The 15,280-nt window shown below is 62.0% G+C and carries 13 protein-coding genes; 8 read left to right on the top strand and 5 right to left on the bottom strand.

Annotated features, from left to right (window positions below; genetic code table 11):
* Window positions 1-21 precede the first annotated feature (21 nt).
* The 5 genes from EI983_RS14390 to EI983_RS14370 all read right to left on the bottom strand — a co-directional run bounded on the left by EI983_RS14390 (window position 22) and on the right by EI983_RS14370 (window position 5,250).
* Window positions 22-1,377, bottom strand: coding sequence for a glutamine synthetase family protein (locus tag EI983_RS14390; protein WP_157708054.1), 1,356 nt, complete (start codon window positions 1,375-1,377; stop codon window positions 22-24).
* A 106-nt stretch (window positions 1,378-1,483) separates the two neighbouring features.
* Window positions 1,484-2,518, bottom strand: coding sequence for a TRAP transporter substrate-binding protein (locus tag EI983_RS14385; RefSeq protein ID WP_157708053.1), 1,035 nt, complete (start codon window positions 2,516-2,518; stop codon window positions 1,484-1,486).
* 47 nt (window positions 2,519-2,565) lie between these two features.
* Window positions 2,566-3,888: a TRAP transporter large permease gene (locus EI983_RS14380; protein WP_157708052.1), complete on the bottom strand. Its 1,323-nt coding sequence runs from the start codon at window positions 3,886-3,888 to the stop codon at window positions 2,566-2,568.
* Window positions 3,888-4,484: a TRAP transporter small permease subunit gene (locus EI983_RS14375; protein ID WP_157708051.1), complete on the bottom strand. Its 597-nt coding sequence runs from the start codon at window positions 4,482-4,484 to the stop codon at window positions 3,888-3,890. Before EI983_RS14375 ends, EI983_RS14380 begins: the two co-directional genes overlap by 1 nt.
* On the bottom strand, window positions 4,477-5,250 hold the full coding sequence (locus EI983_RS14370; protein ID WP_157708050.1) for an N-formylglutamate amidohydrolase: 774 nt from the start codon (window positions 5,248-5,250) through the stop codon (window positions 4,477-4,479). The genes EI983_RS14375 and EI983_RS14370 overlap by 8 nt, the downstream gene beginning before the upstream one ends.
* Window positions 5,251-5,340: 90 nt before the next feature.
* On the opposite strand from EI983_RS14370, the gene EI983_RS14365 reads away from it, so the two are divergent.
* From EI983_RS14365 to glpK, 8 genes are all read left to right on the top strand, one after another.
* On the top strand, window positions 5,341-6,219 hold the full coding sequence (locus EI983_RS14365) for a MurR/RpiR family transcriptional regulator (RefSeq protein ID WP_157708049.1): 879 nt from the start codon (window positions 5,341-5,343) through the stop codon (window positions 6,217-6,219).
* Between the two features lie 97 nt (window positions 6,220-6,316).
* Entirely contained in the window at window positions 6,317-7,312 is a 996-nt protein-coding gene (locus tag EI983_RS14360; protein WP_157708048.1) for a BMP family protein, read from the top strand.
* A gap of 47 nt (window positions 7,313-7,359) precedes the next feature.
* Window positions 7,360-8,877, top strand: coding sequence for an ABC transporter ATP-binding protein (locus EI983_RS14355; protein WP_157708047.1), 1,518 nt, complete (start codon window positions 7,360-7,362; stop codon window positions 8,875-8,877).
* On the top strand, window positions 8,877-9,950 hold the full coding sequence (locus EI983_RS14350; RefSeq protein ID WP_425500907.1) for an ABC transporter permease: 1,074 nt from the start codon (window positions 8,877-8,879) through the stop codon (window positions 9,948-9,950). Before EI983_RS14355 ends, EI983_RS14350 begins: the two co-directional genes overlap by 1 nt.
* Entirely contained in the window at window positions 9,950-10,891 is a 942-nt protein-coding gene (locus EI983_RS14345; RefSeq protein ID WP_157708045.1) for an ABC transporter permease, read from the top strand. The genes EI983_RS14350 and EI983_RS14345 overlap by 1 nt, the downstream gene beginning before the upstream one ends.
* Window positions 10,892-10,900: 9 nt before the next feature.
* Window positions 10,901-12,187, top strand: coding sequence for an amidohydrolase family protein (locus tag EI983_RS14340; RefSeq protein ID WP_157708044.1), 1,287 nt, complete (start codon window positions 10,901-10,903; stop codon window positions 12,185-12,187).
* A 9-nt stretch (window positions 12,188-12,196) separates the two neighbouring features.
* Window positions 12,197-13,768 carry a glycerol-3-phosphate dehydrogenase gene (glpD, locus tag EI983_RS14335; RefSeq protein ID WP_157708043.1) on the top strand — a complete coding sequence of 524 codons (1,572 nt, stop codon included), beginning with the start codon at window positions 12,197-12,199 and terminating at the stop codon, window positions 13,766-13,768.
* Window positions 13,769-13,792: 24 nt separating this feature from the next.
* The gene (gene glpK / locus EI983_RS14330) at window positions 13,793-15,274 is read left to right on the top strand and encodes a glycerol kinase GlpK (protein WP_157708042.1); all 1,482 of its coding nucleotides are present in this window, start codon (window positions 13,793-13,795) and stop codon (window positions 15,272-15,274) included.
* The last annotated feature ends 6 nt before the right edge of the window (window positions 15,275-15,280 follow it).

Here is a 15,280-nt window from a genome sequence, read left to right as displayed (position 1 = left end):
CGCCGGAGGCAAGATAGTCTTTTACGCCAGCTCGAACCCGCGCGCGATCTCATAGTCGGTCACGACGCGGTCGAACTCCTCGATCTCCACTTCCGCGGCACGAGCATAGTGGTCGATCACCTCATCACCCATCGCTGCGCGCAGCATGGCCGAACTGATCAAAGTCTCGCGTGCATCGCGCAGATTTTGCGGAATCATACCCGTCTCGCCTGCGTAGGCATCGCCCGAAAACGGCGGAGAAAGCTCCAATTTCTCCTCGATTCCGGCGATCCCGGCGGCCAGCTGGGCGGCCATGGCAAGGTAGGGGTTGATGTCCGACCCACCGATGCGGCACTCCACGCGCACCGCCTTGGTGCCGTCCCCGCAAAGCCGGAAGCCCGCGGTGCGGTTGTCCACCGACCAGATCGTGCGCGTGGGCGCGAAGCTGCCTTTCTGGAACCGCTTGTAGCTGTTGATATAGGGGGCCAGGAAATAGGTGAAATCCGGTGCGTATTTCAGCAGGCCCGCCATGTAGCTTTTCATCAGTGCGGACATGCCCAGGCTGTCATTCGCGTCGTAAAAGGCCGGGTTGCCGTCTTTCCAGAGCGACTGGTGCACATGGGACGAACTGCCCACCTTCTCATGGTGCCATTTCGGCAGGAACGATGCCGCATGCCCCATCTGATCGGCAATTTCCTTGATCGCATGTTTGGCAATGCTGTGGTGGTCCGCCGTGGCCATGGCCGCGGCGTATTTGATATTGAGCTCTTCCTGGCCGGTTTCAGCTTCGCCCTTGGAATTCTCGATCGGAATGCCCGCATTCCAAAGATGGTTGCGGATCGGGCGCATGACATGCTCTTCGCGGCTGGTCTGCAGGATGTGGTAATCCTCGTTCACGCCGGAGATCGGTTGCAGATCGCGGTACTTCTCGGCGCGGATCTGGTCAAAGCTTTTGGCGAAGAGGAAAAATTCCAGCTCGGTCGCCATCATCGCCTCATAGCCCATCGCCTCCAGCCGCTTGATCTGGCGTTTCAGGATCGCGCGGGGGGAATGGGGCACGTCTTCATGCGTGTGGTGATCGAGAATGTCGCACAGCACCATCGCCGTGCCCTCCAGCCAGGGTGTCACGCGCAGGGTGGAGAGGTCGGGTTTCATGATGTAGTCGCCATAGCCGCGCTCCCAGGAGGTGGAAGCATAGCCATCGGGCGTGGCCATCTTCAGATCGGTGGCCAGCAGATAATTGCAGCAATGGGTTTCTTCATAGGCCCCGTCGATGAAATGCGCGGCGACAAAGCGCTTGCCCATCAGGCGGCCTTGCATATCCACAAAGCAGGCCAGCACGGTGTCGATCTCACCGGAGTTGGTTTTCTCTTTCAGTGCGTCGAAGCTCAGGGTCATTGTCTCGATCCGTTTCCATCGGGGCCAAAATTCTTCGTAAGAATTTTGCCAATTTTTTCTCAAAAAATTGTCCCCCGGCCCGGCAAGACCGGGGGACATTTATGGATCAGGTATAGCGGTAGGGCCGCCCCGCCTTTTCCATGTCTTCGTTGTATTGCTTGAAGATTTCCACGACCTTCGCCTTGGTCTCGGACTCGGCTGCAATCTCGTCCCAGAAGACGCGCGCGGCGGCTTCGACCTGTGCCCATTCTTCATCGGGGATCGAGGTCAGCTTCATCTTCGTGCCATTCACGCGCAGGCTGGCTTCGCCGCCCCAATACCACCACTGACGGTAGTAATGCGACTGATCACAGCAGACCCGGAACAATGTCTGCAGGTCTTCGGGCAGTTCGTTCCAGCGGTCCATATTGGCAAAGAACGATCCGGCCCAGGCGCCCGAGATGTTGTTGGTCAGGAAGTAGTCGGTCACATCGGCCCAGCCAACGGTGTAATCCTCGGTGATGCCCGACCAGGCGATGCCATCAAGTTCGCCGGTCTGCACGGCGACCTCGATATCCTCCCAGGGCAGGGTGACAGGCACGACACCGAACTGGCTGAGGAACCGGCCCGCGGTCGGGAAGGTGAAGACGCGCTTGCCTTTCAGGTCTTCCAGACTGTTGATCGGATCCTTGGTGGCGAAATGGCAGGGGTCCCAGGCGCCTGCGCTGATATGCTTGACGCCGACCTTGGAATACTCCGCGTCCCAGATCTCGTTCAGACCGTACTGGTTGAACAGCACCGGCACATCGAGTGAGTAGCGCGACGCGAACGGAAAATAGCCGCCAAACACCGTCACTTCGGTGGGCGAGGCCATCGAATCGTCATCCGATTGCACCGCGTCGATCGTGCCGCGCTGCATGGCTCGGAACAACTCGCCCGTGGGCACCAGCTGATCGGCAAAGAACAGCTCGATCTGCATCCGGTCGCCGGCAATCTTGTTGAACATGTCGATCGCGGGTTTCACCACATGCTCGGCGAGCGCGGGCCCGGCATAGGTCTGCATCCGCCAGGTGATTGTCGACTGCGCGAGCGCGGGCGTGGCCAAAGGTGCGGCAACAGCGCCCATCCCGGCGGTTTTCAAAAACTTACGTCTTGTGGTCATGTGTTTTCTCCTTGTGAAATATGGCCCCCGGACGAGGCTCTTCTGGGTTATTTTCCGTAGACATAGTCAGGCAGCCAAAGCGCGATCTGCGGGAAGATCATCACCAGACTGAGCGCCACCACCATCACCGCAACGAACGGGATGATCGAGACATAGATATCACGTAATCCGATTTCAGGCGGGGCCATGGCCCGCATCAGGAACAGGTTATAGCCGAAAGGCGGTGTCATGTAGGCGATCTGCGTGGTGATTGTGTAAAGCACACCATACCAGATAAGATCGAAGCCAAGCGCGCCCACAAGCGGGACATAGAGCGGTGCCACGATGACAAGCATGGCGGTGTCATCGAGGAACGTGCCCATCACGATGAAGCTGAGCTGCATCAGGATCAGGATCACCCAGGGGCTCAGATGCAACTGCTCGGTAAACAGGTTCTCAATGGCCTTGACCGCGCCCAGCCCGTCGAAAATCGCCCCGAAGCCAAGCGCGGCAAGGATGATCCACATGAACATGCAGGAAATGCCCAGCGTCTGGCGGACCGAGGTCTCGAACACTTGCCGCGTCATGCGGCCCTTGAGGATGGCGGCGAGAAACGCCGTCATCGCCCCGATGGCCGAGCTTTCCACCAGGCTGGTCCAGCCCTTCACGAACGGCACCATCATCGCGGCGAAAATCAACAGAGGCAGAAGCCCCGCGCGCAGCAGGCGCAGCTTTTCAGCCATGCTGACATTGCGCTCTTCTTCCGGCAGGGGCGGGCCAAGGTGCGGCTGCAACCGGCACCGCACATAGATGTAGATGATGAACATCGTGGCCATCATCAGCCCCGGCAACACCCCCGCAAGCCATAGCTGTCCCACCGGCTGCCGCGCGATCATCGCATAAAGCACCAGGACGACCGAAGGCGGCACGAGAATACCCAGCGACGAGCCCGCCTGGATCACACCCGTCACCATGATCTTGTCATAGCCGCGCCGCAGCAGTTCGGGCAGGGCGATCGTGGCGCCAATGGCCATGCCCGCCACGCTGAGCCCGTTCATCGCCGAGATCAGCACCATGAGGCCAATCGTACCGATGGCCAGCCCGCCTTTGACCGGTCCCATCCAGACATGAAACATCTTGTAAAGATCATCGGCGATGCGGCTTTCGCTGAGCACGTAGCCCATGAAAATGAACATCGGCAGGGTCAGGAGCGGATACCACTTCATCAGCTTCATCGCGGCAGAGAAGGGGATCTCGGAGCCGCCCGTACCCCAGAGCATCATCCCTGCGGCGGCCCCGACAAAGCCGATGGCACCAAAGACGCGCTGCCCGGTCATGAGCATCAGCATCATGGAGGCGAACATCAGCAGGGCGATCATCTCATAAGACATCAGAGCGCCTCACCCTTGATCCGGCCGATGTCGCGGAAGAACTCCGCAAGGCATTGCAGCAGCATCAGGAAAACACCCAGGCAAAGGATGATCTTCACAGGCCAGAGATAGGGCCGCCAGGCGGTCGAACTGCGCTCCAGAAACCCGAGCTTTTCCTGCGCGGCATCCGGTCCCCCGGTGAGGAAAGTCCAAGTGAGATCGGCAAAAAAGGAGAAGGGCTCTGTGCCGAAATACCCCAGGGAATAGGCTGTTGAACTGATCGCGCCATAGAGCAGAACGCCGAGATAGAAGATCAGGAAGAACACCGTAAATCCGTCCACCCAGGCCTTCTGACGCAGGCTCCAATTGCCATAGAAAAGGTCCATCCGCACATTGGAGCCCATCTGGATCGAGTAGGGGCCGCCAAGCACGTAATAGGCCACCATCACGAATTGTGCGGTTTCCAGCGTCCAATGGGCAGGGGTAAGCAAGGTCTTGGAAATCGAGGACCAGAGCAAAACGCCCACCAGCACGAAAATGAGATACATCGCAATGCGCCCGATAAAGCGGTTCATCGCGTCGATGGCGCGGATATAGGCGTGGATCACTTTAGGCATGGCGATGCACATCCCCGACAATCTTGGCCAGAGCAGGCCGCAGCAGGGTCAGCACTTCCTCGGTCAGTTTTGCCTGCCCGGCGGCATCGGCGATAAGATCGTTGCGCAACTCCAGCATCACATTGGGCAGGCCGTGGGCAATGCCATGCAGCTTGAGCGAATGGGTCACGCCATCTTCCGGGCCATATGGTGAGTTACGGTCAATGGTGCGGTGCGGCAGGGCATGTGCCTCGGCCAGCATGTGATCGGCGATGGCGCTGTCCGTGTCGTGCAGGATCCCGATTTCAACCGCGCGCGGCTGGCCGAAGTAAACCGGCGTAAAGCTGTGGATTGTCACAAGAACCGTCGCAAGCCCCGCCGCTTTGCGCCGGGTGATCACATCTGTCACGGCCGTGCAGAAAGGAACATAGACCGCTTCGGTCCGGGCGGCGCGATCCGCGGCACTCAGCCCGCGATTGCCAGGCACGTCCGTCGTCTCGGAGCGTTCGGGCATCGCGCCCGGCGCCTCGGGCGGACGGTTGCAATCATATACAAGGCGCGAGATGCGGCTTGCCACAAGGGGCGCATCGAGGGCCGCCGAGAGCGCCAGGGACACCGCGCGCGCGCCGGGATCCCAGGCGATGTGGCTGCAGAGGGCCGCGTCATCCAGACCCAGTGACCCGAGCTCGCCCGGCACATGGTTTGAGGCATGTTCACACAGCAAAAGGACAGGCCCACGGCCATCCTCATTCACCTTCTCGACCACGTCCGATTCGCTAAGCTGCATTTTTCACCCTGTTTGGAAAATTGTTTTCATGATTGGAAATTTCTGTCAATATTTGTTCAGATACTTCATCGCGCTGCCAGGGAGGGGCGCATGACCCAAGCCGCGAAAGCCACGGTGCGCGACCGCATTCGTGCGCAGTTTGCCGAGCTCACGCAGTCCGAGCGCAAGCTCGCTCAGGCGTTGCTGGAGGATTACCCGGGGGCCGGACTGGCCTCGATCACCGTGGTGGCCGAGACCGCAGGCGTGTCGACGCCGACGGTGGCGCGCATGGTCCAGAAGCTGGGCTTCAAGGGGTTTCCGCAGTTTCACAAGGCCCTGCTGACCGAGTTGCAGGCGGCCGTGTCGGGGCCAACCGCACGCCGTGCCAATTGGGTGACCGACGCGCCGGAGGGGCATCTGCTGAACCGGTTTTCACAGGCGATGACGCAAAACCTGGAGCACACCTTTGCCCATATCGACAGGGTCGGCTTTGATGCGGCGGTCGCGCTTTTGTCGCAGAACGATCGCGGCCTTTACGCGGTAGGCGGGCGGATCACCCGGGCGCTGGCCGACTATGCCTTTACCCATTTTCAGGCGATCCGCCCGCGCGTGACGCATCTGACGGCGTCCTCCGCCACCTGGCCGCATTATGTGCTGGATATGGAGGCGGGTGACATCCTGCTGCTTTTCGATATCCGCCGGTATGAAGCCAATCTGCTCAGGCTTGCGGAACTGGCGGTGGAGCGCGGGGTCAAGGTTATTCTGATTACCGATCAATGGACCAGCCCGGTGGCGGACGTGGCTGAACTGGTCTTTACCTGCTGGGTCGAAATCCCCTCGGCCTGGGACAGCAACATCGCCACGATGATGCTGCTTGAGGCGCTGATCGCCGCCACACAAGAAGCGCTCTGGCCCGAAACACGCGAAAGATATGAGCGCCTCGATGAACTTTTCAGCCAATCGCGCCTGTTCCGAAAGCCACCCGGATGAGAGGGGCGGAAAACTTATCCACAGACCGGGGCAATGGTTTGACTAACCGGTAAAATTCACCAAACTGACGCCAATCAAAAACATGGGGAGATGACACATGAAATCACTGATGAACCTGACGCGCCGCACAGTGCTGGCGTCGCTGGCTGCGGCCAGTGTCACGCTGGGTGCGGGCGCGGCAATGGCCATGGAAAAGGTCAAGGTGGCCGCGATCTATACGCTGCCCGTTGAACAGCAATGGATCAGCCGTATTCACCTGGCACTGAACACCGCCGCCGAGCGGGGCGATATCGAATACACCTTCTCGGAAAACGTCGCCAATACAGACTATGAGCGTGTCATGCGGGAATATGCCGAAGGCGGCGCGCAGCTGATCGTGGGTGAGGTGTTCGGTCTGGAACGCGCCGCCCGCAAGGTGGCGAAGGACTATCCGGACACGGCTTTCCTGATGGGGTCGAGCTTTGGCCCCGTGGCGCCCAACTTCTCGGTCTTTGACAACTGGATTCACGAGCCGAGCTATCTGAGCGGCATGATCGCGGGCGAGATGACGGAGTCGAACCTGATCGGTATGGTCGGCGGTTATGCGATCCCCGAAGTGAACCGTCTGATGCACGCGTTCATGGAAGGCGCACGCGCCACCAACCCGGATGTGAAGTTCATGGTGAACTTCATCGACAGCTGGTACGACCCGCCCAAGGCCAAGGAAAGCGCCTTTGCGATGATGGATGCGGGCGCTGACATCATGTATGCCGAGCGCTTTGGTGTGTCCGATGCCGCCGTAGAGCGCGGTGTGAAGGCCATCGGTAACGTGATCGACACCTCGGGCGACTATCCCGAAACCATCCTGGCCTCGGCGATCTGGCACATGGAAGCCACCATCGACAAGGCGATCGAGCGTGTGGCCGCAGGCAGCTTTGAGGCCGCGGATTATGGTCAGTACAGCTTCATGGCTTATGGCGGCGGATCGCTGGTGATGGATGAGACCCTCATCCCCGCCGAGGTGGTCGCGGCGGTGAAAGCCAAAGAGCAGGAGATCATGGACGGTCTGTTCCGCGTGAACGTGAACGACGAGCGCCCGGTCTCGGACAACTAAAGCTCAAGGACGGGGCCGGGTCGGTGACCCGGCCCCGAACATATCGCATGACATCCCAAAAAGTTCTCTCCCTGAAGGGCCTCAGCAAACGGTTCGGCCCGGTGGTGGCCAATGATGCCGTCGATCTCGACCTGCACAAGGGCGAAGTGCTGGCGTTGCTGGGCGAAAACGGTGCGGGCAAAACCACGCTGATGAACATGCTCTTTGGCCATTACCTGCCCGATGCAGGCACGGTGGAGGTCGCCGATGAGGCGGGTCGGATGCGGGCCTTGCCGCTTGGCCATCCGCAGGCGGCGTTGTCGGCTGGTATCGGCATGGTGCATCAGCATTTCACGCTGGCTGAAAATCTCAGCGTTCTCGACAATATTCTGCTTGGCTCCGAGCCGCTTATGTCCCTGCGCCGCAACCGCCGCGCAGCGCGCGAGAAGGTTGGGCGGATCATGGAGCAAAGCGGCCTCACCGCGCCGCTGGACACGCGTGTGAGCCGCCTTTCGGTTGGTGAACGTCAGCGGGTCGAAATCCTCAAGGCGCTTTACCGGGACGCGCGCATTCTGGTGCTGGACGAGCCTACGGCGGTGCTGACCCCGCAGGAGGCCGATGCGCTGTTCGAGAACATAGGCGCCATGACGCGCGACGGTTTGTCGGTGATCTTCATCTCGCACAAGCTGCGCGAGGTGCTGGCCTTTTCGCACCGGATCGCGGTGCTGCGGCATGGGGTCAAAGTGGGCGAGATGGCCACGAAAGAGGCCGACGAGGCCGCCATTGCGCTGATGATGGTCGGGGCGGAAACGCCCGTGACCGACCGCACGCCCATCCCCCCGGGCGCGCCGGTGCTGCAGATGCGAGGCGTGACTGTTACAGGCAGTTCCAAGCGCGACAGTCTGCATAACGTGTCGCTGGAAGTACGCGCGCATGAAATTCTCGGCATCGCGGGCGTGTCGGGCAATGGTCAATCGGCGCTGGCCGGGCTGATCTCAGGGCTCAGGCGGGCCGACAAGGGCGAGGTCATCGTCGGCGATAAACCTGTCAGCCGCGCCACGCCGCTCGACATGATCCGCGCCGGGGTGGGGCGTATCCCCGAGGATCGGCATCATGACGGGATCGTGGGCGCGATGAGCGTGGCCGAGAATATGGTGATCGAGCGGCTGGACGACCCGGAAGTGCAGTCGCGCGGGTTGCTCCGCGGCGAGTCCATCATCGCCAATGCCGAGCGTCTGGCGCAGGCCTATGACGTGCGCGGACCGGGTGTGCAGGCCCGAGCCCAGCTTCTGTCGGGCGGCAACATCCAGAAGCTCATTCTGGCGCGCGTGTTCGAACAATCCCCTGACCTGATCCTGGCCAATCAACCTACGCGCGGTCTGGACATGGGGGCCGCTGCCGAGGTGGCGCGGCGCCTGCTTGAGGCACGGGCGCGGGGCGCAGGGGTCATCCTGATTTCCGAAGACCTCGACGAAATTCTGAGCCTGTCGGACCGGATCATGGTGATCCATGACGGGCATCTGATCGAGGCAGACAACACAGACCGCGCCGCGATCGGGCTGCTGATGGCGGGAGAAGCTGCATGATCCGCATTGAACCCCGCACCCGCAGTTCGCGCGCGCTGACATTCGGGGTGCCGGTTCTGTCGGCGTTGATCGCACTGGCGCTGGCGGCTGTTCCTCTGGCGTTTGCCGGGGCCAATGTGTTTACCGCCTATGGCGAGATGGCCAGAGGTGTCTTTGGGTCGATGTTTGCCGTCTCCGAGATGCTCACGCGGGCGACGCCGCTGATCTTCACCGGCCTTGCCGCTGCCCTCGCCTTTCGTGCGAAGCTCTGGAATATCGGGGCGGAGGGGCAGCTTTACCTCGGGGCGATGGCCGCTGTCGCCGTCGGCGCGGGCTGGATCGACGCGCCGGGGCTTGTGCTGATCCCGCTGATCATCCTGGCGGGCTGCGCGGCGGGGGCGGCGGGTATGGCATTGCCTGCGATGCTCAAGACGCGCTTTGGGGCTGACGAAGTGGTCACCACGCTGCTGCTCAACTTCGTGATCCTGATCTTCCTGCAAATGATGCTTGAAGGGCCGCTGCAGGACCCGATGGGCCTTGGCTGGCCGCAAAGCTCGCCCATCCTGGATCAGGGTATGCTGCCGCCGCTGATGGAGCGGATGCGCCTGCATTCGGGTCTGATCATCGCGCTGGTCTGTGCGGTGGTCGCCCAGTTCATGCTGGCGCGGTCGGTCTGGGGTTTTCGTCTGCGTGCCGTGGGCGAGAATGCCGCTGCCGCGCGCCATGCGGGCATCCGGGTCAACCGGTCCCTGATGAGCGTCGCACTTGTGTCCGGTGCGCTTGCGGGCATGGCGGGGGTAAGCGAAGTGGCGGGCCTCAAGGGGTATCTGACTTCGGACCTGTCGCCGGGCTTTGGGTATACCGGCATCGTTGTGGCCATGCTGGCGGGGCTCAATCCGCTTGGTGTCGTGGTGTCGGCCATTTTCATCGCATCCGTTTTTGTCGGCGCCGACAGTATGAGCCGTGCCATGGGCGTGTCGTCATACCTCGCGGATCTGGTGGTCGCCATGTCGCTGCTATGCGTGCTCATCGGTGGCTTTTTCGCACGCTTCCGGATCACCCGTGTGCGCCCCGGGCAGGAGAGCGCGGCGTGATGGACATCCTGCAAATCCTCGTCTCCGAAAGCTTCTGGGCCGCGTCGCTGCGGATTGCCACGCCGCTCATTTTCGGGGTGCTGGGGGCGCTTCTGTGTGAGAAATCCGGCGTGCTGAATCTTGGCATCGAGGGGATCTTTGTTGCCGGAGCCATGGCCGGCTGGATGGCGGTCTGGCTTGGGCTCGGCCTCTGGGGCGGGGTGATTGTGGCCGCGTCGGCGGGAGCGTTCTTTGGCCTCATTCACGCGATTCTCACCGTGCCCCTTGGCCTCAGTCAGCACGTCTCTGGACTTGGGGTGACACTCTTTGCCACATCGGTGAGCTATTTCACCTATCGCACGGCGCTGCCCAATGTCTCGTCTCCGCCCCGGATCGAGCCCTTTAGGGCGCTCGATATTCCGATCCTGTCCGACCTGCCGATTCTTGGCCCGGTCCTGTTTCAGCAAACGGCGCTGACCTGGCTTGCGTTCCTGTGTGTCGGGCTTGTCTGGTATGTAATGAACCGCACCGCGCTGGGCGTGGCCCTGAAGGCGGTAGGCGACAACCCGAGCAGCGTCGATGCACAGGGGCTTTCGGTCTATGCGCTGCGCATGGGCGCGGTGATCGCGGGCTCGGCCCTGATGGCGCTTGGCGGGGCTTTCCTGACCATGTCGGCCTTTGATGCGTTTTTCTTCGGCATGGTGAACGGGCGCGGCTGGATCTGCATCGCGCTGGTGATTTTTGCCAGTTGGCGGCCGGGCAAGGCTTTGCTGGGAGCGTTGCTCTTCGGGGCCTTCGATGCCCTGCAGGTGCGGCTTCAGACAGAGGTGGGGGCGCTGGTACCGGGGCAGGTTTTCCTGATGGCGCCTTACATCCTTTCGATCATCGCTCTTGTGATTGCCGCGCGCTCTGCCGATTATCCCCGGGCACTGCTTACGCCCTGGTTCAAGGGGCAACGATAGGAGAGGGCCATGTTCGACCTGATCGTTAGGAATGCGACCCTGCCGGACGGGCAAACGGGTGTCGATATTGCCTGCAACGGTGGCGAGATTGCTGCCGTGGAGGCCGGGATCACGGCCGAGGCGGGCCAGGTGATCAACGCTGAGGGCAGCCTGGTCAGCCCACCGTTTGTGGACCCGCATTTTCATATGGACGCCACCCTGTCGCTGGGTCGGCCGCGGATGAATGTCTCGGGCACCCTCCTGGAGGGGATCGCGCTCTGGGGCGAGTTGAAGCCTTTGCAAACCGTGGACGAGATCATTGAACGCGCCTTGCGGTATTGCGATCTGGCTGTGGCGCAGGGGATCGGGGCCATTCGCAGCCATGTGGACACCTGCGACGATGAACTGAAGGGCGTGACCGCACTTCTGGAGGTGCGCGAGCGGGTCAAGGATTATCTCGACCTGCAGCTTGTCGCCTTCCCGCAGGATGGCGTGTTGCGCGACCCGACCGCGATGAGCAATACGCTCCGGGCGCTGGATATGGGGGTCGATGTGGTGGGCGGTATCCCGCATTTCGAGCGGACCATGGCCGATGGCGCAACCTCGGTCAGAGCATTGTGCGAGATCGCCGCGGACCGCGGGCTGCGTGTCGATATGCATTGCGACGAAAGCGACGATCCGCTGAGCCGCCATATCGAAACGCTGGCCTATGAGACACAGCGTTTGGGCCTGCAGGGCCGGGTGGCGGGATCGCACCTGACGTCGATGCATTCGATGGACAATTACTATGTCTCAAAACTGATCCCGCTGATGGTCGAATCAGGGGTGCATGCCATCCCGAACCCTGCAATCAACATCATGATCCAGGGCAAACATGACACCTATCCCAAGCGGCGTGGCATGACCCGGGTGCGCGAGCTGCGCGATGCAGGGATCACGATCGGGTTCGGGTCGGACTGCGTGATGGACCCCTGGTATTCGCTGGGCAAGGCCGACATGCTCGACATCGCCTTTATGGGGTTGCATGTTGGCCAGCTTTGCAGCCGGGAGGATATGGCCTGGTGCTTTGATGCGGTGACGCGGAATTCCGCGAAGATCCTCGGATTGGAAGGATACGGGATTGCCAAGGGTAGCCGCGCCAACATGGTGATCCTGCAGGCGCGCGATGCAATCGAGGCGGTGAGGTTGCGGCCCGCGCGGCTGGCAGTGATCCGGGGCGGCCGGGTGATTGCCGAAACCCCGCGTCAGATCACCAAGCTTGCCTTGACGGGGCGCACAGAGGCGCTAGACCCGGCATCATACGCTCCCAACGCCTGAGGATTTCCGATGCCTGATCCCACCGATGTCTGCGATGTCTTTGTCATCGGCGGCGGGATCAATGGCTGTGGTATTGCCCGTGATGCGGCGGGGCGGGGCCTGAAGGTCACTCTGGCCGAGAAGGGCGATCTTGCCTCGGCCACCTCGTCGGCCTCGACCAAGCTTTTTCACGGGGGGCTGCGCTATCTCGACTATTTCGAGTTCCGGCTGGTGCGCGAGGCGCTGATCGAGCGTGAGACCCTGCTGCGCGCCATGCCGCATATCAGCTGGCCCATGCGCTTCGTGCTGCCCTATGCGAAGGACATGCGCTTTGACACCGAAACCCCGGTGGCGCGGTTGCTGGGAACGGTCATGCCCTGGCTGCGGGGGCGGCGACCGGCCTGGATGATCCGGGCGGGGCTGTTTCTTTATGACACGCTTGGCGGGCGCAAGATCCTGCCCGGCACCAAGGTGCTCGACCTGCGCCGCGCACCCGAGGGGGAGCCGTTGCAGGAGCGGTTTGCGCGGGCGTATGAATACTCCGATTGCTGGATCGAGGATTCGCGGCTCGTGGTGCTGAATGCCCGCGATGCCGAGGCGCGCGGTGCACGTATTCTGACCCGCACCGAAGTGACAGGCGCCGAGGTGCAGGACGGGGTTTGGCAGGTGCATCTGCGCGATGTCGTGACCGGCGAGGCACAGAGCGTTCGGGCGCGCACGCTGGTCAATGCGGGTGGGCCCTGGGTGCGCCAGGTCATCGACGACAAGCTGCATACGAATACGGGTGCGGGGATCCGCCTCGTGCGGGGGAGCCATATCGTGACGCCGCGGCTTTACGATCATGACAAATGCTATTTCTTTCAGGGCACCGACGGGCGCATCATCTTTGCCATTCCCTATGAGACGGATTTCACCCTGATCGGCACCACCGACATGGACCACCCTGACCCATCGACCAAGCCGGTTTGCACCGAGCAGGAGCAGGAGTATCTCTGTGCCTTCGCCTCGCAGTATTTCAAGAAACCCGTGACCCGCGATCAGATCGTCTGGACCTATTCCGGGGTGCGGCCGCTCTATGATGACGGCTCGGGCAGTGCTACGGCGGCGACGCGCGACTATACGCTTCTGCGCGACACGTCACTGGGCGCCCCGGCCGTGCATGTCTTCGGCGGCAAGATCACCACCTATCGTCGTCTGGCCGAGAGCGCGCTTGAAAAAATCGCACCGGATTTCCCCGGTCTGTCGGCGGCCTGGACTGCGGGCGTTGCCCTTCCAGGCGGTGACTTCCCGGTAGAGGGTGTTACGGCGCACGTGGCCCGGCTAAAGGGAGATTATGCGTTTCTGAATGATCGCTGGGCGCTGCGGCTGATCCGGGCCTATGGCACCGACGCGTGGGAGATGCTGGGCGATGCACAGGGCGCGGATGATCTGGGGCACACCTTCGGAGCGACGCTCACCGAGGCGGAGGTGAATTGGCTCATGCAGCGCGAATATGCCCGCGAGGCCGAGGATATCGTCTGGCGGCGCAGCAAGCTGGGATTGCGGATGAGCGAAGCCGAAATATCGGCACTGGACGAATGGATGCGCGGACGTAACACTTGAGACGCGGTAAAGGGGAGGGCGGCTATGGGACATGTACTGGCAATTGATCAGGGGACGACCTCGTCGCGCGCGATCCTGTTTGACGCAGACATGCATGTCGCCGCCGTGGCGCAGGAGGAGTTTGCCCAGCATTTTCCCAATTCGGGTTGGGTTGAACATGACCCGGAAGATCTGTGGTCAACCACACTCGCCACTTGCCGCGCGGCGATGGCGCAGGTGCCGGAGGCCGGGATCGCCGCCATCGGCATCACCAACCAGCGCGAAACGACCGTGGTCTGGGATAAGGTCACGGGCAAGGCCGTCTATAATGCGATTGTCTGGCAGGACCGGCGCACGGCAGAGCTTTGCCGCAGCCTGCGGGAGGCGGGGCACGAGGCACGGGTGAGCGAGATCACCGGCCTGCTGCTGGACCCTTATTTCTCGGGTACAAAGCTGGCCTGGATCCTCGACAACGTGGAGGGCGCGCGGGCGCGTGCCGAGGCTGGAGAGTTGCTCTTTGGTACGGTGGACAGTTTTCTGATCTGGCGTCTGACCGGCGGCAAGGTCCATGCCACGGATGCCACCAACGCCTCGCGCACCATTCTTTATGACATCCGGAAAGGCGGTTGGAGCGAAGAGATGTGCGCGCTTTTGCGGGTGCCCATGACGATGCTGCCCGAGGTGCGCGATTGTGCAGCAGAATACGGGCATAGCGAAGTGGACCTGCTGGGCACCTCCCTGCCGATCCTGGGGGTTGCAGGGGATCAGCAGGCGGCCACCGTGGGACAGGCGTGTTTTGCCCCGGGGATGATGAAATCGACCTATGGCACCGGCTGTTTTGCCTTGCTGAACACCGGCCCCGACCCTGTTGCCTCGCAGAACAGGCTGCTGACCACCATCGCCTATCAGCTCGACGGGCAGCCGACCTATGCGCTCGAAGGATCTATCTTCGTGGCGGGTGCGGTGGTGCAATGGCTGCGTGACGGGGTGAAGGTCATCACCCGGGCCGAAGATACGCACGCTCTCGCGGATGCGGCGGATCCGGGGCAGGATGTGATCATCGTCCCGGCCTTCACCGGGCTGGGTGCGCCCTACTGGAACGCGGAGTGCCGGGGCGCGGTCTATGGTCTGACACGCAATACCGGTGCGGCGGAACTGGCCCGCGCGGCGTTGCAAAGCGTGGGTTTCCAGACCCGTGACCTGCTCGAGGCCATGCATGCGGATTGGCAGGGGCAGGGCGGGCAGTCCGTGCTCCGGGTTGATGGCGGAATGAGCGCCTCGGACTGGACGATGCAGTTTATTGCGGACATCATCGGCGCGCCGGTGGACCGGCCGGTTGTGCTTGAGACGACCGCTCTTGGCGCGGCCTGGCTCGCGGGGATGCGCGCCGGGGTCTATCCCGATATGGACGCCTTTGGCCGTGAATGGCACCGCGATCGCCGATTTGAGCCGCGGATGGATGCGGACCCGCGCGAGGCGCTCTATGCCCGATGGAAAAAGGCGGTTGCGGCCACGCTCTCGGTCTGACCCATC

The organism is Roseovarius faecimaris, from assembly GCF_009762325.1.
GTDB lineage: Bacteria > Pseudomonadota > Alphaproteobacteria > Rhodobacterales > Rhodobacteraceae > Roseovarius > Roseovarius faecimaris.
Note: the sequence above shows the minus strand (reverse complement) of the source record. Positions and strands in the feature narration are given on the sequence as shown.